At 59.8% G+C, this 18,287-nt stretch carries 29 protein-coding genes; all 29 read right to left on the bottom strand.

The window, feature by feature from the left end:
- Positions 1-68: 68 nt before the first annotated feature.
- Positions 69-491 carry a 50S ribosomal protein L17 gene (gene rplQ / locus HX898_RS32260; RefSeq protein WP_003547581.1) on the bottom strand — a complete coding sequence of 141 codons (423 nt, stop codon included), beginning with the start codon at positions 489-491 and terminating at the stop codon, positions 69-71.
- A 123-nt stretch (positions 492-614) separates the two neighbouring features.
- On the bottom strand, positions 615-1,625 hold the full coding sequence (locus HX898_RS32255) for a DNA-directed RNA polymerase subunit alpha (protein WP_003547579.1): 1,011 nt from the start codon (positions 1,623-1,625) through the stop codon (positions 615-617).
- A gap of 97 nt (positions 1,626-1,722) precedes the next feature.
- The gene (gene rpsK, locus HX898_RS32250; RefSeq protein ID WP_003547577.1) at positions 1,723-2,112 is read right to left on the bottom strand and encodes a 30S ribosomal protein S11; all 390 of its coding nucleotides are present in this window, start codon (positions 2,110-2,112) and stop codon (positions 1,723-1,725) included.
- 133 nt (positions 2,113-2,245) lie between these two features.
- A complete protein-coding gene (gene rpsM / locus HX898_RS32245; RefSeq protein WP_003573772.1) occupies positions 2,246-2,614 on the bottom strand; it encodes a 30S ribosomal protein S13 in 369 nt (122 codons plus the stop codon).
- A 222-nt stretch (positions 2,615-2,836) separates the two neighbouring features.
- Positions 2,837-3,487, bottom strand: coding sequence for an adenylate kinase (locus tag HX898_RS32240; RefSeq protein ID WP_011651424.1), 651 nt, complete (start codon positions 3,485-3,487; stop codon positions 2,837-2,839).
- A complete protein-coding gene (secY, locus tag HX898_RS32235; RefSeq protein ID WP_003547569.1) occupies positions 3,484-4,824 on the bottom strand; it encodes a preprotein translocase subunit SecY in 1,341 nt (446 codons plus the stop codon). The genes HX898_RS32240 and secY overlap by 4 nt, the downstream gene beginning before the upstream one ends.
- 234 nt (positions 4,825-5,058) lie before the next feature.
- Positions 5,059-5,535: a 50S ribosomal protein L15 gene (rplO, locus tag HX898_RS32230; protein ID WP_003547567.1), complete on the bottom strand. Its 477-nt coding sequence runs from the start codon at positions 5,533-5,535 to the stop codon at positions 5,059-5,061.
- A gap of 16 nt (positions 5,536-5,551) precedes the next feature.
- Positions 5,552-5,761 (bottom strand): 50S ribosomal protein L30, encoded by a 210-nt coding sequence (rpmD, locus tag HX898_RS32225; RefSeq protein WP_003547566.1) that lies wholly within the window; start codon positions 5,759-5,761, stop codon positions 5,552-5,554.
- A gap of 14 nt (positions 5,762-5,775) precedes the next feature.
- Positions 5,776-6,345, bottom strand: a complete 570-nt coding sequence (gene rpsE / locus HX898_RS32220) for a 30S ribosomal protein S5 (protein ID WP_003547565.1) — start codon at positions 6,343-6,345, stop codon at positions 5,776-5,778.
- Positions 6,346-6,476: 131 nt separating this feature from the next.
- A complete protein-coding gene (gene rplR, locus HX898_RS32215) occupies positions 6,477-6,839 on the bottom strand; it encodes a 50S ribosomal protein L18 (RefSeq protein WP_003547564.1) in 363 nt (120 codons plus the stop codon).
- A 12-nt stretch (positions 6,840-6,851) separates the two neighbouring features.
- A complete protein-coding gene (gene rplF, locus HX898_RS32210) occupies positions 6,852-7,385 on the bottom strand; it encodes a 50S ribosomal protein L6 (RefSeq protein WP_003547563.1) in 534 nt (177 codons plus the stop codon).
- A 42-nt stretch (positions 7,386-7,427) separates the two neighbouring features.
- Positions 7,428-7,826, bottom strand: a complete 399-nt coding sequence (rpsH, locus tag HX898_RS32205; RefSeq protein ID WP_003547562.1) for a 30S ribosomal protein S8 — start codon at positions 7,824-7,826, stop codon at positions 7,428-7,430.
- 12 nt (positions 7,827-7,838) lie between these two features.
- A complete protein-coding gene (rpsN, locus tag HX898_RS32200) occupies positions 7,839-8,144 on the bottom strand; it encodes a 30S ribosomal protein S14 (RefSeq protein WP_003547561.1) in 306 nt (101 codons plus the stop codon).
- A 32-nt stretch (positions 8,145-8,176) separates the two neighbouring features.
- Positions 8,177-8,734, bottom strand: a complete 558-nt coding sequence (gene rplE / locus HX898_RS32195) for a 50S ribosomal protein L5 (RefSeq protein WP_018067987.1) — start codon at positions 8,732-8,734, stop codon at positions 8,177-8,179.
- On the bottom strand, positions 8,727-9,035 hold the full coding sequence (rplX, locus tag HX898_RS32190) for a 50S ribosomal protein L24 (protein WP_003547559.1): 309 nt from the start codon (positions 9,033-9,035) through the stop codon (positions 8,727-8,729). Before rplX ends, rplE begins: the two co-directional genes overlap by 8 nt.
- A gap of 11 nt (positions 9,036-9,046) precedes the next feature.
- Positions 9,047-9,415: a 50S ribosomal protein L14 gene (gene rplN, locus HX898_RS32185; RefSeq protein WP_003573790.1), complete on the bottom strand. Its 369-nt coding sequence runs from the start codon at positions 9,413-9,415 to the stop codon at positions 9,047-9,049.
- 259 nt (positions 9,416-9,674) lie between these two features.
- A complete protein-coding gene (gene rpsQ / locus HX898_RS32180; protein WP_003547557.1) occupies positions 9,675-9,914 on the bottom strand; it encodes a 30S ribosomal protein S17 in 240 nt (79 codons plus the stop codon).
- A gap of 12 nt (positions 9,915-9,926) precedes the next feature.
- A complete protein-coding gene (gene rpmC / locus HX898_RS32175) occupies positions 9,927-10,127 on the bottom strand; it encodes a 50S ribosomal protein L29 (RefSeq protein WP_003547556.1) in 201 nt (66 codons plus the stop codon).
- A 12-nt stretch (positions 10,128-10,139) separates the two neighbouring features.
- Complete coding sequence (gene rplP, locus HX898_RS32170) at positions 10,140-10,553, bottom strand: 50S ribosomal protein L16 (protein ID WP_003547555.1); 414 nt, start codon at positions 10,551-10,553, stop codon at positions 10,140-10,142.
- 36 nt (positions 10,554-10,589) lie between these two features.
- Entirely contained in the window at positions 10,590-11,321 is a 732-nt protein-coding gene (gene rpsC, locus HX898_RS32165; protein ID WP_003547554.1) for a 30S ribosomal protein S3, read from the bottom strand.
- On the bottom strand, positions 11,321-11,710 hold the full coding sequence (gene rplV / locus HX898_RS32160; RefSeq protein WP_003547553.1) for a 50S ribosomal protein L22: 390 nt from the start codon (positions 11,708-11,710) through the stop codon (positions 11,321-11,323). Before rplV ends, rpsC begins: the two co-directional genes overlap by 1 nt.
- A 2-nt stretch (positions 11,711-11,712) precedes the next feature.
- Positions 11,713-11,991, bottom strand: a complete 279-nt coding sequence (rpsS, locus tag HX898_RS32155) for a 30S ribosomal protein S19 (RefSeq protein WP_003547552.1) — start codon at positions 11,989-11,991, stop codon at positions 11,713-11,715.
- 15 nt (positions 11,992-12,006) lie between these two features.
- Positions 12,007-12,843, bottom strand: a complete 837-nt coding sequence (gene rplB / locus HX898_RS32150) for a 50S ribosomal protein L2 (RefSeq protein WP_003547551.1) — start codon at positions 12,841-12,843, stop codon at positions 12,007-12,009.
- An 11-nt stretch (positions 12,844-12,854) separates the two neighbouring features.
- Complete coding sequence (locus tag HX898_RS32145) at positions 12,855-13,148, bottom strand: 50S ribosomal protein L23 (RefSeq protein WP_003547550.1); 294 nt, start codon at positions 13,146-13,148, stop codon at positions 12,855-12,857.
- Positions 13,145-13,765 carry a 50S ribosomal protein L4 gene (gene rplD, locus HX898_RS32140; RefSeq protein WP_003547549.1) on the bottom strand — a complete coding sequence of 207 codons (621 nt, stop codon included), beginning with the start codon at positions 13,763-13,765 and terminating at the stop codon, positions 13,145-13,147. The genes HX898_RS32145 and rplD overlap by 4 nt, the downstream gene beginning before the upstream one ends.
- A gap of 13 nt (positions 13,766-13,778) precedes the next feature.
- Positions 13,779-14,420, bottom strand: coding sequence for a 50S ribosomal protein L3 (gene rplC, locus HX898_RS32135; protein WP_003547548.1), 642 nt, complete (start codon positions 14,418-14,420; stop codon positions 13,779-13,781).
- Between the two features lie 39 nt (positions 14,421-14,459).
- Positions 14,460-14,768, bottom strand: coding sequence for a 30S ribosomal protein S10 (rpsJ, locus tag HX898_RS32130; RefSeq protein ID WP_003547547.1), 309 nt, complete (start codon positions 14,766-14,768; stop codon positions 14,460-14,462).
- A 154-nt stretch (positions 14,769-14,922) separates the two neighbouring features.
- Entirely contained in the window at positions 14,923-16,098 is a 1,176-nt protein-coding gene (gene tuf, locus HX898_RS32125; RefSeq protein ID WP_012757012.1) for an elongation factor Tu, read from the bottom strand.
- 68 nt (positions 16,099-16,166) lie between these two features.
- Positions 16,167-18,266 carry an elongation factor G gene (fusA, locus tag HX898_RS32120; protein WP_017993648.1) on the bottom strand — a complete coding sequence of 700 codons (2,100 nt, stop codon included), beginning with the start codon at positions 18,264-18,266 and terminating at the stop codon, positions 16,167-16,169.
- Positions 18,267-18,287: the final 21 nt, after the last annotated feature.

Raw genomic sequence — 18,287 nt, 5'->3', positions numbered from 1 at the left:
ACTACATCAGAAACAAAAACAGCCGGGCTTTGCAGCCCGGCTGTTCTGTTTCCGCCGGAGCGGAGGATTTAAGCGGCGACAGCCTGCTCTTCGGCAGCGACGCGGGCCTTGTCGGCTGCGCCCTTGGCATAGGCATCGCGATCCACGAATTCGATCACAGCCATGGCGGCATTGTCGCCCTGGCGGAAGCCGGCCTTCATGATGCGCAGGTAGCCGCCGTTGCGGGTGGCGTAACGCGTTGCGATCGTGTCGAACAGCTTCGCGACGACAGCGGCATCGCGGATCTGCGAGATCGCCTGACGGCGAGCGTGCAGGTCGCCGCGCTTACCGAGCGTGACGAGCTTCTCGACGATCGGACGGATTTCCTTGGCCTTCGGCAGGGTCGTGACGATCTGCTCGTGGGTAATCAGCGAAGCCGCCATGTTGGCGAACATCGCCTTGCGGTGGCTTGCAGTTCTATTCAGCTTGCGGCCGGCTTTACCATGGCGCATTGCTATTCTCCTTTAATGCAGGTGCCCTTACGCTAAGTGGGCCTGCCGTTTCCTGGCACATGCAGGCGATCGGCCTGCTGTTTGACGGGGAAAGGCAGCCGAAAGAGCCTGCCTTTTGTTTTCTCAGTATTGATCTTCGTAACGCTTGGCGAGATCTTCGATGTTCTCGGGCGGCCATGCCGGCACTTCCATGCCGAGGTGCAGGCCCATGGAAGCGAGAACTTCCTTGATTTCGTTCAGCGACTTGCGACCAAAATTCGGTGTGCGGAGCATTTCTGCTTCGGTCTTCTGAATGAGGTCGCCGATGTAGACGATGTTGTCGTTCTTCAGGCAGTTTGCCGAACGGACCGACAGTTCGAGTTCGTCCACCTTCTTGAGGAGAGCCGGGTTGAAAGCAAGTTCGGTGACTGCTTCCTCTTCGGTTTCCTTCTGCGGCTCGTCGAAGTTGACGAAGACGCCAAGCTGATCCTGGAGAATGCGCGCCGCAAAAGCGACGGCGTCTTCGCCCGTGATCGAGCCATCGGTTTCGATGGTCATGTTCAGCTTGTCGTAGTCGAGAACCTGTCCTTCGCGGGTATTTTCAACCTTGTAGGACACCTTCTTGACCGGCGAATAGAGGCTGTCGACCGGGATGAGACCGATCGGAGCATCTTCCGCACGATTGCGTTCGGCCGGAACATAGCCCTTGCCGTTGTTGACGGTGAATTCCATGCGGATCTCGGCACCCTCGTCGAGCGTGCAGATGACATGCTCGGGATTGAGGATTTCGATATCACCGACCGTCTGAATGTCGCCAGCCGTGACAACACCCGGACCCTGCTTACGCACGACCATGCGCTTTGCGTCGTCGCCATCCATCTTGATGGCGATTTCCTTGATGTTGAGCACGATGTCCGTGACGTCTTCGCGGACGCCCGGAATTGACGAGAATTCATGCAGCACGCCATCGATCTGCACCGCCGTGACGGCAGCACCGCGCAGCGAGGAGAGCAGAACCCGGCGAAGCGCGTTGCCGAGGGTGAGGCCGAAGCCGCGCTCCAGCGGTTCGGCAACAAGCGTCGCCCTGGTGCGCGAGCTCGAAGAGAACTCCACCTTGTTCGGCTTGATCAGTTCCTGCCAGTTCTTCTGAATCATGAGTTTGCCTTCCGTTCGTTGCCACCATCCAATCGTGGCAACCGAGCTTGAAAACCACCGGGAGCGCGCAGGCGCTCACCGGTGACGAGAGCGATGATCAGACGCGGCGCTTCTTGCGCGGACGGCAGCCATTGTGCGGGATCGGGGTCACGTCGCGGATGGACGTGATCATGAAACCTGCAGCCTGGAGCGCGCGCAGAGCCGATTCACGACCCGAACCCGGACCGCAGACTTCGACTTCCAGCGACTTCATGCCGTGCTCCTGGGCCTTCTTGGCGCAGTCTTCGGCAGCGATCTGGGCAGCGAACGGGGTCGACTTGCGCGAGCCCTTGAAGCCCTTGGCGCCAGCCGACGACCAAGCGATCGCATTGCCCTGCGCATCGGTGATGGTGATCATCGTGTTGTTGAAGGTCGAGTTGACGTGAGCGACACCCGACGAGATGTTCTTGCGCTCGCGACGGCGAACGCGGACGGCTTCCTTAGCCATGGTATTCCTTTCGTTGATCTCTTCACCGCCGTAATGCCAGCGGCTACACCGGAACGGCGCCTATATGGTCCCGCTCCAAACTCAAAAGAGGCCGGCGCAGACCGCCAGCCTCCCCACCCCGGTTTCCCGGAAATTACTTCTTCTTGCCAGCGATTGCCTTTGCCGGGCCCTTGCGGGTGCGGGCATTGGTATGCGTGCGCTGACCGCGGACCGGAAGGCCGCGGCGATGACGCAGGCCGCGATAGCAGCCGAGGTCCATCAGGCGCTTGATGTTCATCGCAGTATCGCGACGAAGATCGCCTTCGACCTGATAGTCGCGGTCGATGGCTTCGCGGATCTGAAGGACTTCTGCGTCCGTCAGCTGATGCACACGACGTTCAGCCGGGATACCGACCTTCTCGACGATTTCCTGTGCGAATTTCGGACCGATCCCGTGAATGTAGGTCAGCGCAATAACAACGCGCTTCGCAGTCGGGATGTTGACGCCAGCGATACGTGCCACGCCTGTTCTCCTTGCATTCCAGTTGCCATCCGGCAAGTGGGCTTCGTTATGCGGCTCTTGAGAACCGCCCGTTCAGATTTACGTCCGTAACATGTCAAAACGACCGCACCCGGACTTCCCTGGGAAATCCGCGCCGATCGCATGGAATGTCGCGAGTTGGCGCGGTGTTTAGCGGAATCACTGCTGAAAAGCAACCGTTCCGCCAAGTTTATTTTCAAAGCCTTAAAGCTTGGAAAGAATGCTTTCGACCTCGGCCGTCACCTGATCGATTTCTGCCATGCCATCCACGGACTTGAGCTTGCCCTTGGCATGGTAATAGCCGATCAGCGGTGAGGTCTCCTTGTAGTAGACCTGCAGACGAGCCGTCATGGTCTCCGGAGTGTCATCAGGACGGCGCTTGAAGTGGGTGGAACCGCACTTGTCGCACACACCCTCGGCAGCCGGAACCTTATCGGTATCGTGATAGACGCTGCCGCACTGTGCACAGGAGTAGCGACCGGCAACGCGACGAACCAGCTCGTCGTCATTGACACGGAATTCGATGACGACCGAAAGGTCGAGACCCTTCGCCTTCAGCATCGCCTCGGTGGCGTCCGCCTGGACGAGCGTCCTGGGGAAGCCGTCGAGGATGAAGCCGTTGGCGCAATCGGGTTGATCGATACGCTCGGAAACGATGGCGATAACGATCTCATCCGAGACGAGCTTGCCGGCGTCCATGACCGCCTTCGCGCGCTTGCCGACATCGGTGCCGGCGTTAACCGCTGCACGCAGCATGTCCCCCGTGGAAAGCTGCGGAATGCCGTGCTTTTCCACGATCCGCTGGGCCTGGGTTCCCTTACCCGCGCCCGGCGGCCCCAAAAGGATAAGTCTCATCGCCCCCTCTTTCCTCCACGCAACTTCGATTTCTTGATCAGGCCTTCGTATTGCTGCGCGATCAGGTGACCCTGGATCTGTGCAACCGTATCAAGAGTTACGCTAACCACGATCAAAAGCGAAGTCCCACCAAGGGCTAATGGAATGCCGGTTTGCGACACCAATATCTCCGGAAGGATGCAGACGAAGACGAGATAGAGCGCGCCGATCACCGTGATTCGGGTCAGCACGTAGTCGATATATTCGGCGGTGCGGTCGCCCGGACGGATGCCGGGAATGAAGCCACCATGCTTCTTCAGATTGTCAGCCGTGTCCTTCGGATTGAAGACGATGGCCGTATAGAAAAAGGCGAAGAAGGCGATCAGCGCCGCATAGAGCACCATATAGAGTGGCTGGCCATGACCGAGGGCCGCGACGATCGATGTCGCCCAGGAGGGCATTGCCGTGGTGCTGGCAAAGCCCGCAATCGTTGCCGGCAGAAGCAGCAGCGACGATGCGAAGATTGCCGGAATGACACCTGATGTATTGAGTTTCAACGGCAGGTGGGACGTGTCGCCCTGGAACATCCGGTTGCCAACCTGGCGCTTCGGATACTGGATCAGCAGCCGGCGCTGGGCGCGCTCGACGAAGACGATGATGGCGATAACGGCAATCGCGACGATGATCACGAGCAGGATCAGCGGGGTCGACAGCGCGCCGGTGCGGCCGAGTTCGAGCGTGCCGGCAAGGGCGGTGGGAAGGCCGGCGGCGATGCCGGCGAAGATGATCAGCGAGATACCGTTGCCGATGCCGCGCGAGGTGATCTGCTCGCCGAGCCACATCAGGAACATCGTGCCGCCGAGCAGCGTCAGAACGGTGGAAACACGGAAGAACCAGCCCGGATCGACGACCAAGCCCTGGCCGCTTTCAAGGCCGGCGGCAATGCCATAGGCTTGGAGCGCGCCGAGGATGACGGTACCGTAGCGGGTATACTGGTTGATGATCTTACGGCCCTGCTCGCCTTCCTTCTTGAGGTTTTCGAGCGCCGGCACGACCGAAGTCATCAGCTGCACGATGATCGAGGCAGAGATGTAGGGCATGATGCCGAGCGCGAAGATTGCCATGCGCTCAACGGCGCCGCCCGAAAACATGTTGAAAAGGCCGAGAATGCCGCCTGCCTGGCCGCGGAAAGCCTGGGCATAGGCTTCGGGATTGAGACCCGGAAGCGGAATATGCGTGCCAAGTCGGTAGACGAGGAGAGCTGCCAGTGTGAACCACAAGCGCTTCTTCAAATCCTCGGCTTTGGCGAAGGTCGAAAAATTGAGGTTGGATGCCAATTGTTCCGCTGCAGAAGCCATGCGTTTCTCCGCGCTACCAATTCCGGCGTCTCTGGGGGACAGGCCGGACCCGGAATCAGTATGAAATTATTCAAAACCGGGCTTAGGACGGATTGCAACGCAACCCCATGCCTCACCCTTGTTTTCGAGTCTTACCGGCATGACGCGGGCGCGCCAGCCAAGTTTTTGTGAGGCCCACATATGGGAGCAAAATCGCCCGGTGTGAAGCACCCCGGGCGATATATCATCAGTTTATTATTCGGCTGCAGCCGGAGCCGAAAGCAGCGTCACGGTGCCGCCGGCCTTTTCGATCTTCTCGACGGCAGGCTTGGAGGCGCCTGCAACGACAATGGTGATCTTGGCCTTGATCTCGCCGTCGGCGAGAACGCGAACGCCGTCCTTGACGCGGCGGATGACACCAGCAGCCTTGAGGGCAGCTGCGTCAACGGTCGTCTTGGCATCGAGCTTGCCGGCGTCGATCGCCGTCTGGATACGGGCCAGCGACACGACAACAAAATCGGAAGCGAAAATGTTGTTGAAGCCGCGCTTCGGCAGGCGACGATAGATCGGCATCTGGCCGCCTTCGAAGCCATTGATGGCGACGCCCGAACGGGACTTCTGACCCTTCACGCCGCGACCACCAGTCTTGCCCGAGCCCGAGCCGATACCGCGGCCGAGGCGCTTGCGGCTGTGGGTCGAGCCTTCGTTGTCTTTAATTTCATTGAGTTTCATGAGCGTTTCCTCCGTCTCACTTCTCGTCGACGACGCGAACGAGATGCTGGACAGCACGGATCATGCCACGAACGGAAGGGGTATCCTCCAGCGTGCGGCGACGGTGCATCTTGTTCAGTCCGAGACCGATCAGCGTGCGCTGCTGGACATCCGGACGGCGAATCGGGCTGCCGATCTGTTCGATCGTGACAGTCTTCGCTTCAGCCTTCTTGGTAGCCTTGGCCATCTGTCAAACTCCTCTTATTCTTCAGAGGCGTTGCCGGAGGCGCTACGACGAGCCTGCAGCGTTGCATACTTGATGCCGCGCTGAGCTGCGATGTCCTTCGGGTGAACCTGGTGCTTCAGAGCGTCGAAGGTGGCGCGAACCATGTTGTAGGGGTTCGACGAACCGGTCGACTTGGCGACGACGTCGTGCATGCCGAGTGTTTCGAATACGGCGCGCATCGGACCGCCGGCGATGATGCCGGTACCGACCTTGGCCGAGCGCAGCAGAACCTTGCCGGCGCCGTGGCGGCCGTGAACGTCGTGATGCAGCGTACGGCCGTCACGCAGCGGTACGAAGATCAGTTCGCGCTTGGCGGCTTCGGTTGCCTTGCGGATGGCTTCCGGCACTTCACGTGCCTTGCCATGGCCGAAGCCAACGCGGCCCTTCTGGTCGCCAACGACGACGAGTGCTGCGAAACCGAAACGACGGCCGCCCTTGACGACCTTGGCGACGCGGTTGATCGCGACAAGCTTGTCGACGAATTCGCTATCGCGCTCTTCACGGCTCTGGCGGTCGTCCCGCTGCGGCCTTCTTTCCTGTGCCATTGTCCTCTTCCTTTTTCTTTTCCGGGTGCAATCGGCAAACAAATGTGGACCGCATCAGCTTCCCCTTTCGGAGAGTGCCTGCGGTCCGGCGAAAATCCGGCCGGCGCTTGAGGCGTCCGGCCGGAAACTGATCAGAAGGTGAGACCGCCTTCGCGGGCCGCTTCGGCGAGAGCCTTGATGCGGCCGTGATAGATGAAGGCGCCACGGTCGAACACGACTTCCGTAACACCGGCCTTGGAGGCGCGCTCTGCGAGGAGCTTGCCCACAACGGTAGCGGCGGCGGTATCGGCACCGGTCTTCAGAGAACCGCGCAGATCCTTCTCGAGGGTGGAGGCAGACGCAAGCGTCTTGCCGGCCACATCATCGATGACCTGGGCGTAGATGTTCTTCGAGGAGCGATGAACCGACAGGCGCGGACGGCCGTTGGCCACCGACTTGAGATGACGGCGCACGCGGTTGGCACGACGTGCAAGTGCTTCTTTCCTGCTAGCCATTTCGCGTGATCCTTACTTCTTCTTGCCTTCTTTGCGGACGATCCGCTCGTCAGCGTACTTGACGCCCTTGCCCTTGTAGGGCTCGGGACCGCGATATTCGCGGATTTCGGCGGCAACCTGACCGACCTGCTGCTTGTTGATGCCGCTGACGACGATTTCCGTCGGCTTCGGAACAACGATCGAGATACCGACCGGCGGCTCGTAGATCACGTCATGGCTGAAACCGAGGGCCAGCTGCAGGTTCTTGCCCTGCATGGCGGCGCGGTAACCGACGCCGTTGATTTCAAGCTTGCGCTCGAAACCGTCCTTGACGCCCTTGAAGATGCCTTCGATCATCGTGCGGGACATGCCCCACTTTGAGCGCGCATCCTTGGTCTGGTTCACCGGCGTCACGACGACGGCGTTATTTTCAAGCTTGAGGCTGATTTCGTCGTTAGCAACGAAAAACAGCTCGCCCTTCGGGCCCTTTGCAGTCACCTTCTGGCCATCGACCGTAGCCGTGATCCCAGCAGGCACCTGAACGGGCTTTTTACCGATACGAGACATGTTTCAATCCTGTCTGTTCGCTATGGAGATCCCTGCTCGATCTTAGAAGACCGAGCAAAGAACCTCGCCACCAACGTTCTGTTCGCGAGCCTGGTGATCGGCCATCACACCCTTCGGAGTCGAAAGGATGGTGATGCCGAGACCGTTCGCGACCTGCGGAATGGACTTGACCGAGACATAAACCCGGCGGCCCGGCTTGGACACACGGCCGATCTCACGGATCACCGATGCGCCTTCATAATATTTCAGCTCGATGCTGAGTTCCGACTTGCCATTGCCGAAATCGACAACGGAGTAGCCACGGATGTAGCCTTCGGACTGCAGAACATCGAGAACACGTGCACGGAGCTTCGAAGCAGGCGTCGAGACCGACGACTTGCGGCGGGAAGCGCCGTTACGGATGCGAGTGAGCATATCGCCCAACGGATCAGTCATTGTCATGTAACCTGCTCCTTACCAGCTCGACTTGACGATACCCGGCACCTTGCCGAGATTGCCGAGTTCACGCAGCGCAATACGCGACATGCGCAGTTTGCGGTAATATGCGCGCGGACGCCCCGAAACTTCGCAACGGTTGCGAATACGGGTCTTCGATCCATCACGCGGCAGGGATGCCAGCTTGATCGAGGCCTTGAACCGCTCTTCGATCGGAAGAGCCTGGTTCATGATGATCGCCTTCAACCCAGCCCGCTTAGCGGCCTGGTTAGCGACCGTAGTACGGCGGCGCTTGTTCTTTTCAACTGCGCTTGTCTTCGCCATGTCAGGTTCCTTTTCTACGCTCGTCGTTACGGTTATTGACGGAACGGGAAGCTGAACTCTTTCAGAAGAGCCCGTGCTTCGTCGTCGGTCGTCGCCGTCGTGCAAACGATGATGTCCATGCCCCACATCTGATCAACCTTGTCGTAGTTGATCTCAGGGAACACAATGTGCTCCTTGATGCCCATGGCGAAGTTGCCACGGCCGTCAAAGCTTTTCGGGTTCAGGCCGCGGAAGTCGCGAACGCGCGGGAGCGCGATGTTCACGAGACGGTCCATGAACTCGTACATGCGGGCGCCGCGCAGGGTGACCTTCGCGCCGATCGGCATCTGTTCGCGGACCTTGAAGCCTGCGATAGAGTTACGTGCGCGGGTGATGACCGGCTTCTGGCCGGCGATCGCTGCGAGGTCGGCGGCAGCTACCGTCGGCTTCTTCGAGTCAGCGGTCGCTTCGCCGACACCCATGTTGATCACGATCTTGTCGAGCTTCGGGATCATCATCTCGTTGGCGTAGGAGAACTGCTCCTGCATCGCCTTGCGGATGCGCTCGACATATTCCTTCTTGAGCCGCGGCTCATATTTTGCCTCAGCCATCGATCACTTCTCCAGAACGCTTGGCCACACGGACCTTCTTGCCGTCAACAACCTTGAAACCGACGCGGGTCGGCTTGCCGTCCTTGTCGATGATTGCAACGTTGGACAGGTGAACCGGGGCTTCCTTGTTGATGATGCCGGCTTCCTGGGTCTGCGTCTGGCGCTGGTGGCGCTTGACGACGTTGACGCCACGAACAACGGCACGATCTTCCTTCGGCATGACCTGGACAACTTCGCCGGTACGGCCCTTGTCCTTGCCAGCGAGCATGACGACCTTGTCGCCCTTACGAATCTTCTGCATCGCTTCGCTCCTTACAGTACTTCGGGAGCCAGCGAGATGATCTTCATGTGGTTCTTGGCGCGAAGTTCGCGCGGAACCGGTCCGAAGATACGGGTGCCGATCGGCTCTTTCTTGTTGTCGATGAGGACTGCTGCGTTGGTGTCGAAGCGGATGACGGAGCCATCCGGACGACGGATGTCCTTAGCGGTGCGAACGACAACCGCCTTCATCACGTCACCCTTCTTCACACGGCCGCGCGGGATCGCTTCCTTGATCGAAACGACGATGACGTCGCCGATCGAGGCATACTTGCGCTTCGAGCCGCCCAGCACCTTGATGCACATGACACGACGTGCGCCGGAATTATCCGCGACGTCGAGGTTTGTTTGCATCTGAATCATATCAGGTCGCCTTCTTGGTTTACCGGAATGGTTGGGCTAGCCCCCTACTCCGGCTTATGAAAATTTTCGCCGGCCGAGCTGCCATGACGGCAGCACAGACGCGGCAATAGCTGAATAGCGCGGGATCGATCGTGCCAGGGTGGTTTCCCGAACGGGACCTTCCGTGCGCTCAAAGCAAAAGAACGCCCGGCATTCGAGCGTTCTGACGCTGCTTCATACAGATATTTCGGCGAGACGCAAGGCCTCGCGCAAAATTCTGTTACTTGCCCTGGGCGGAAATTACCGTCCAGCGCTTGTCCTTGGAGATCGGCGCGCATTCCTCGATGGATACGGTATCGCCAATCTTGTACTGATTGTTCTCGTCGTGGGCCTTGTACTTCTTGGAACGACGAACGGTCTTCTGGAGCAGCGGGTGAGCGAAACGACGCTCGACACGAACCACTACCGTCTTCTCGTTCTTGTCGCCAACGACGACGCCCTGCAGGATGCGCTTCGGCATATTTTTCTTCCTTTAGGCCTTAACTTCTGCCGCCTTCTGGCGGGCAATGGTTTTCACGCGGGCGATGTCCTTGCGGACTTCGTTGATGCGCGAGGACTTTTCGAGCTGGCCGGTCGCCTTCTGGAAGCGCAGGTTGAACTGCTCCTTCTTCAGCTTGGCAAGCTCGTCCTTGAGTTGGTCGGCGGTGAAACCGCGAACGTCTGAGGCTTTCATGAGCTCAATCCCTTACTCTGCAATGCGCTGAACGAAGCGCGTCTTGACCGAGAGCTTGGCAGAGCCGAGGCGAAGCGCCTCACGGGCGATTTCTTCGCTGACACCGTCGATCTCGAACATCATACGGCCAGGCTTGACCTTGCATGCCCAGTATTCAACGGAGCCCTTACCCTTACCCATACGGACTTCGGTCGGCTTTTTGGTTACCGGAACGTCCGGGAACACGCGGATCCATACACGGCCGGCGCGCTTCATATAACGCGTGATCGCGCGGCGGGCCGCTTCGATCTCGCGCGCGTTGACGCGGTTGGGTTCCTGTGCCTTCAGGCCGAATTCGCCGAATGCCAGGTCAGAACCGCCCTTGGCGACGCCCTTGATGCGGCCCTTGAACTGCTTGCGGTACTTGGTACGCTTTGGCTGCAACATTTTCTTATTCTCCGAACTTCTCTGCCACGCGCGCTATCAAGCGTTGTCGCGGCGACGGTCTCTGTCGCGGTCACGATCACGGCTTGCCGGACCCTGGGCGTCACCTTCCATCGCGCGGCGCTCGGAAGCCATCGGATCATGCTCAAGGATTTCGCCCTTGAAGATCCAGACCTTGATGCCGCAGATGCCGAACGCGGTTTCTGCTTCAGCCGTGCCGTAGTCGATGTCGGCGCGCAGCGTGTGCAACGGCACACGACCTTCGCGGTACCATTCCGTACGGGCGATTTCAGCGCCACCGAGACGGCCGGCGCAGGTGATCTTGATGCCTTCGGCGCCAAGACGCATCGCGGACTGAACGGCGCGCTTCATGGCGCGACGGAAAGCCACGCGACGCTCGAGCTGCTGGGCGATCGACTGAGCGACCAGCGTCGCATCGACTTCGGGCTTGCGCACTTCGACGATGTTGAGGTGCGTTTCCGAATTGGTCATCTCCGACAGCTTCTTGCGAAGCTTGTCGATGTCAGCGCCCTTGCGGCCGATGATCAGGCCCGGACGTGCCGAGTGGATCGTGACGCGGCACTTCTTGTGCGGACGCTCGATGACCACCTTGGAGATCCCGGCCTGCTTCAGTTCGCTCATGACGAACTTACGCATCTTCAGGTCTTCGTGCAGCAGCTGACCGTACTCGGCATTGTCCGCAAACCAGCGGCTATCCCAGGTACGGTTAATGCCGAGACGGAAACCGATTGGATTGATTTTCTGACCCATTATGCGGCCTCCTCTGCTGCCTGCACTTCACGAACGACGATCGTCAGGTGCGCGAAGGGCTTTTCGATGCGCGACGCGCGACCGCGGCCACGAGCGTGGAAACGCTTCATGACGATCGACTTGCCGACATAGGCCTCGGCGACAACCAGCGAGTCGACGTCGAGATCGTGGTTGTTCTCGGCATTGGCGATCGCAGATTCGAGCGTCTTCTTGACGGCGCCTGCGATGCGCTTGCGGGAGAACTCCAGCTCAGCGAGTGCGCGCTCTACCTTCTTGCCACGGATAGCCGCAGCAACCAGGTTGAGCTTCTGGGGGCTGACGCGGAGCGTGCGGGCGACTGCTTGCGCCTCGTTGTCCTTCAGCCGGCGTTCGGCTTTTGCCTTGCCCATTGTTACTTCCTCTTCGCCTTCTTGTCCGCGCCGTGACCGTAGTAGGTGCGGGTCGGAGAGAATTCACCGAATTTGTGGCCGACCATGTCTTCATTGACGCTGACCGGGATATGCTTGCTGCCGTTGTAGACGCCGAAGGTGAGACCGACGAACTGCGGCAGGATCGTGGAGCGACGGCTCCAGATCTTGATCACTTCACTACGACCGCCTTCACGAACCTTCTCAGCCTTCTTGAGAAGATAGCCGTCAACGAACGGACCTTTCCATACTGAACGAGCCATTGGAGACTTCCTCTCTTACTTCTTACGCTGATGACGCGAGCGCATGATCATCTTGTCGGTCGACTTGTTCGACCGGGTGCGCTTGCCCTTGGTCGGCTTGCCCCACGGCGTCACCGGATGGCGACCACCGGAGGTGCGGCCTTCACCACCGCCGTGCGGATGGTCGACCGGGTTCATGACGACACCGCGGTTATGCGGACGCTTGCCGCGCCAAACGGTACGACCGGCCTTGCCGTCGTTGATGTTGGCGTGATCAGGGTTGGAGACCGCGCCGATCGAAGCAAGGCAGGAGCCATGAACGAGACGCTGTTCACCGGAGTTCAGGCGAAGGATCGCCATGCCCTGGTCGCGGCCGACGAGCTGTGCGTAGCCACCGGCGGAGCGAGCGATCTGACCACCCTTGCCCGGCTTCATTTCCACATTGTGGATGATGGAGCCGACCGGGATGAACTGCAGCGGCATGGTGTTGCCGGGCTTGACGTCGACAGCCTTCTCGGAAGCGATGACCTTGTCACCGGCCGCGAGACGCTGAGGAGCGAGAATATAAGCCTTCTCGCCGTCAGCATAGTTCACCAGCGCGATGAAAGCCGTGCGGTTCGGATCGTATTCGATACGCTCGACCGTGCCTTCGACGTCGAACTTGCGACGCTTGAAGTCGATCAGACGATAGGTGCGCTTGTGACCGCCGCCGATGAAGCGGGCGGTGATGCGGCCGAGGTTGTTACGACCGCCGCTCTTGGTCAGACCTTCCGTCAGCGCCTTGACCGGCTTGCCCTTGTAGAGGGCCGAACGGTCGACGATGACCAGCTGGCGCTGGCTCGGGGTGATCGGATTGAAAGTTTTCAATGCCATTTTCTTATACCTCAGAGACCGGTGGAGACGTCGATCGTCTGGCCTTCAGCCAGCGTCACAACAGCCTTCTTCACGTCCTTCTGCTTGCCGACGAAACCGCGGAACCGCTTGGTCTTGCCTTTGCGCAGCAGAGTGTTGACAGCCGTGACCTTGACGCCGAACAGCGCCTCGACCGCAGCCTTGATTTCCGGCTTCGTCGCCTGCTTGGCGACATTGAAAACAACCTGGTTGTTTTCGGATACCAGCGTGGACTTTTCGGTGATCGCCGGAGAGACGATCACATCGTAGTGGCGAAGATCGGTCACTTGAATCGCTCCTCTAGCGCTTCAACCGCAGCCTTGGAAAGCACGAGCTTGCCGCGGCGCACGATGTCGTAAACGTTGATGCCCTGGATCGGCAGAACATCGATGTTCGGGATGTTCTGAGCTGCGAGCTTGAAGTTGCCATCAAGCTCTGCGCCGCCGATGAAGAGGGCGTTGGTCAGGCCGAGCGTCTCGAAAACGGACGCGAGCGACTTGGTCTTGGCTTCAGCGGCAACCAGGTTGTCGATGACGATGACGTCATCGGCCTTGATCTTGGCCGAAAGGGCGTGGCGAAGGCCGAGTGCGCGAACCTTCTTCGGAAGATCGTGCTCGTGGCTGCGGACGACCGGGCCGTGAGCCTTGCCGCCGCCGCGGAACTGCGGAGCGCGAGCCGAATGGTGGCGGGCGCGACCCGTACCCTTCTGCTTGTACATCTTGGCGCCGGTGCGCGAAACTTCCGCGCGGCCCTTAGCCTTGTGCGTGCCCTGCTGCTTCTTGGCAAGCTGCCAGCGAATGACGCGGGCGAGAATGTCTTCACGGGGCTCGAGGCCGAAAATCGCGTCCGAAAGGGAAACCTTCCCGGCGTCTTTTCCCTCGAGGGTCTTGACGTTGAATTCCATTGATCTGGCTCCCTTACTTCGCGGCCGACTTGACGGCGTCGCGCACGATGATCCAAGCACCCTTGGAACCAGGAACAGCACCCTTGATCAGGATCAGACCACGATCTTCGTCGGTCGAAACCACTTCCAGGTTCTGCGTCGTGACGCGCGTCTGGCCCATGTGACCAGCCATCTTCTTGTTCTTGAAAACCTTGCCCGGATCCTGGCGCGAGCCGGTCGAACCGTGCGAACGGTGAGACACCGACACACCGTGCGTGGCACGCAGACCGCCGAAACCGTGGCGCTTCATGGCGCCGGCAAAACCCTTACCGATCGTCGTGCCCGTCACGTCGACGAGCTGACCGGCTGCAAAGTGACCCGCCTTGATCTCAGTGCCGACCTCAAGCAGCTGATCTTCCGACACGCGGAATTCCGTCAGCTTGGCCTTCGGCTCGACGTTGGCAATGGCAAAGTTGCCGCGCATCGCCTTCGACGTGTTCTTCACCTTCGCCTGGCCGGCACCGAGCTGAACTGCGGTATAGCCATTCTTTTCGACAGTGCGCGTGGCTACGACCTGGCAGCCTTCCATACGCAGTACCGTTACCGGGACATGCTCGCCGGCGTCGTTATAGACGCGGGTCATTCCCACCTTCTGTGCAATCACACCTGAACGCATCGGTTCAATCCTTCTCACTCAGCCCGAAGACCCGAGGTCTCAGAGCTTGATCTCAACATCGACACCGGCGGCGAGATCGAGCTTCATCAGCGCGTCTACCGTCTGCGGGGTCGGGTCAACGATATCGAGAAGGCGCTTATGCGTGCGCATCTCGAACTGTTCGCGGCTCTTCTTGTCGATGTGCGGGGACCGGTTGACCGTAAACTTCTCGATGCGGGTCGGAAGCGGAACGGGGCCCCGGACGCTTGCACCGGTGCGCTTAGCCGTCGATACGATCTCGCGCGTGGAGGCATCGAGAATCCGGTGATCGAACGCCTTCAGGCGGATGCGGATATTCTGGCCGTTCATTCGACTTTATCCTTGTGTCTGTTATCCGCGTGTCACCACTTAGGGACACGGCTTACCTTCAGTTACGTTAGCGGGCCACCGGTTTCAAAGATCGAGAGGGACACCGAGATCGGCGTCCCTATCCTTTCCTTGGGCCAGGTGGCCCAGCCGCTAATTACTCGACGATCGACGCGACGATACCGGCGCCGACGGTGCGGCCGCCTTCGCGGATGGCGAAGCGCAGCTTTTCTTCCATCGCGATCGGAACGATCAGCTCGACCGATACCGTGACGTTGTCGCCCGGCATGACCATCTCGGTGCCTTCCGGCAGCGTTACGATGCCGGTCACGTCGGTCGTGCGGAAGTAGAACTGCGGACGGTAGTTGGTGAAGAACGGCGTATGACGGCCACCCTCTTCCTTCGTCAGGATGTAGGCTTCTGCCATGAACTTCTTGTGCGGCTTGACCGAACCCGGCTTGCACAGAATCTGGCCACGCTCAACGCCGTCACGGGTAACGCCGCGGATCAGCGCACCAATGTTGTCGCCAGCCTGGCCCTGATCGAGCAGCTTGCGGAACATTTCAACGCCGGTCACCGTCGTCTTCGTCGTCGGGCGGATGCCGACGATCTCGACTTCTTCGCCAACCTTGACGATGCCACGCTCGACGCGGCCGGTCACAACCGTACCGCGGCCCGAGATCGAGAACACGTCTTCGATCGGCAGCAGGAACGGGAGGTTGATCGGACGCTCAGGCGTCGGGATGTAGGCGTCGACAGCAGCCATCAGCTCGCGGATCGAATCTTCGCCGATCTTCTTGTCCGAATCTTCAAGGGCAGCAAGTGCGGAACCCTTGACGATCGGGATATCGTCGCCCGGGAAGTCGTAGGACGACAGCAGTTCGCGAACTTCGAGCTCGACCAGTTCGAGAAGCTCGGCGTCGTCAACCTGGTCGACCTTGTTTAGGAACACCACGATTGCCGGAACGCCGACCTGGCGAGCCAGCAGGATGTGTTCGCGCGTCTGCGGCATCGGGCCGTCAGCGGCCGAGCACACCAGGATCGCGCCGTCCATCTGGGCAGCACCGGTGATCATGTTCTTGACGTAGTCGGCGTGGCCGGGGCAGTCGACGTGGGCGTAGTGGCGGGCCGGCGTCTCGTATTCAACGTGAGCCGTCGAAATCGTGATGCCACGCGCCTTTTCTTCCGGAGCCGCGTCGATCTGGTCGTACGCCTTGTACTCACCGAAGTACTTCGTGATCGCTGCCGTCAGAGACGTCTTGCCGTGGTCAACGTGGCCAATCGTGCCAATGTTGACGTGCGGCTTGTTGCGCTCAAACTTACTCTTTCCCATTTTCGGGTCTCCGTTTTGCTAGTCCCCGAAGGGATCTAATTCTTGTTATCGGTCAATTGGTATTCCGGTCACTTCTGACCGGAATACTTTGCCTGGATTTCAGTTGCGACGTTCGACGGGACCGGCGAATAGTGATCGAAGGTCATCGTGTACTGGGCGCGGCCCTGGGACATGGAGCGCAGGTTGTCGACGTATTTGAACATGTTCGCGAGCGGGACGTTCGCGTTGATGACGACGGCGATACCACGGCTTTCCTGGCCCTGGATCTGACCGCGACGGGAGTTCAGGTCGCCGATAACGTCGCCGACGTAATCTTCCGGGGTGACGACTTCGACCTTCATCATCGGCTCGAGCAGCTGAGCGCCGGCCTTCCTGGCTGCTTCACGGAAGCAGGCACGCGATGCGATTTCGAAGGCAAGAACCGAGGAGTCGACGTCGTGGAAGGCGCCGTCGATGAGGGTCGCCTTGACGCCGAGCATCGGGAAGCCTGCGAGCGGACCCGAAGACAGAACGCTTTCGATGCCCTTCTGGACGCCGGGGATATATTCCTTCGGAACGGAACCGCCGACGATCTTCGATTCGAACTTGAATTCGTCGCCGTCCGGGTTCGGTTCGAAGACGATCTTGACGCGCGCGAACTGGCCGGTACCACCGGACTGCTTCTTGTGCGTGTAGTCTTCTTCATGCGTCCGGGTGATGGTTTCGCGGTAGGCAACCTGCGGCGCGCCGACAGTTGCTTCGACCTTGAATTCACGACGCATGCGGTCGACGATGATGTCGAGATGCAGTTCGCCCATGCCGGCGATGATGGTCTGGCCTGATTCCTGGTCGGTCTTGACGCGGAAGGACGGATCTTCAGCAGCCAGGCGGTTGAGCGCGAGGCCCATCTTTTCCTGGTCGCCCTTGGTCTTCGGCTCGATGGCGATCTGGATGACCGGCTCCGGGAATTCCATGCGCTCGAGGATAACCGGCTTCAGCGGATCGCAGAGCGTGTCGCCCGTCGTGGTTTCCTTGAGGCCAGCGAGAGCAACGATGTCGCCTGCGAAGGCTTCTTCGATGTCTTCACGCGAGTTGGAGTGCATCTGCAGCATACGGCCGACGCGCTCGCGCTTGTCCTTGACCGTGTTGATGACCGACGTGCCCTTCTCGAGCTTGCCGGAGTAGATGCGGGCGAAGGTCAGCGAACCGACGAAGGGGTCGTTCATGATCTTGAAGGCGAGCATGGAAAGCGGCTCGCTGTCATCGGCATGACGCTCGATTTCGGCTTCCGTCTTGAAATCGATGCCCTTGATCGCCGGGATGTCCATCGGCGACGGCAGGTAGTCGACGACGGCGTCGAGCAGCGGCTGCACGCCCTTGTTCTTGAAGGCGGTGCCGCAGAACATCGGATGGAACTTGACGTCGATCGTGCCGCGGCGAACCAGCGCACGGATCTGATCGTTGTCGGGCAGAATGCCTTCGAGGTAAGCTTCGGTGGCGGCTTCGTCGATGTCGACGACCGTCTCGATCAGCTTTTCGCGATATTCTTCAGCCTTGGCCTTCATGTCCTCGGGGATCTCGACGACATCCCACTGGGCGCCGAGCGACTCGTCGCGCCAGATGAGTGCGTTCATCTCGACCAGGTCGATGACGCCCTTGAATTCGGTTTCTGCACCGATCGGCAGCTGCATGACGACAGCCGTTGCACCGAGACGGGTCTTGATCATCTCGACGGAGCGGTAGAAGTCCGCACCGGTCTTGTCCATCTTGTTGCAGAAGATCATCCGCGGGACATTGTACTTTTCAGCCTGACGCCAGACGGTTTCCGTCTGCGGCTCAACACCGGCGTTAGCGTCGAGCAGCGCGATGGCCCCGTCGAGAACGCGCAGCGAACGCTCGACTTCAATGGTGAAGTCGACGTGGCCGGGAGTGTCGATGATGTTGAAGCGGCGCGTTTTGCCGTCACGGCCCTTCCAGTAGGTCGTGGTGGCAGCAGAGGTGATCGTGATGCCACGCTCCTGCTCCTGCTCCATCCAGTCCATGGTGGCTGCGCCGTCGTGGACTTCGCCGATCTTGTGCGACTTGCCGGTGTAATAAAGAATACGCTCGGTGGTCGTGGTCTTGCCGGCGTCGATATGCGCCATGATACCGAAATTACGGTAGTCTTCGATCTTATATTCGCGAGCCATTGTGGACTGCCTTTCGATACC

Source organism: Rhizobium sp. WYCCWR 11128 (assembly GCF_013416305.1).
Lineage (GTDB): Bacteria > Pseudomonadota > Alphaproteobacteria > Rhizobiales > Rhizobiaceae > Rhizobium > Rhizobium indicum.
This window is presented reverse-complemented; position numbering and strand designations above follow the sequence as displayed.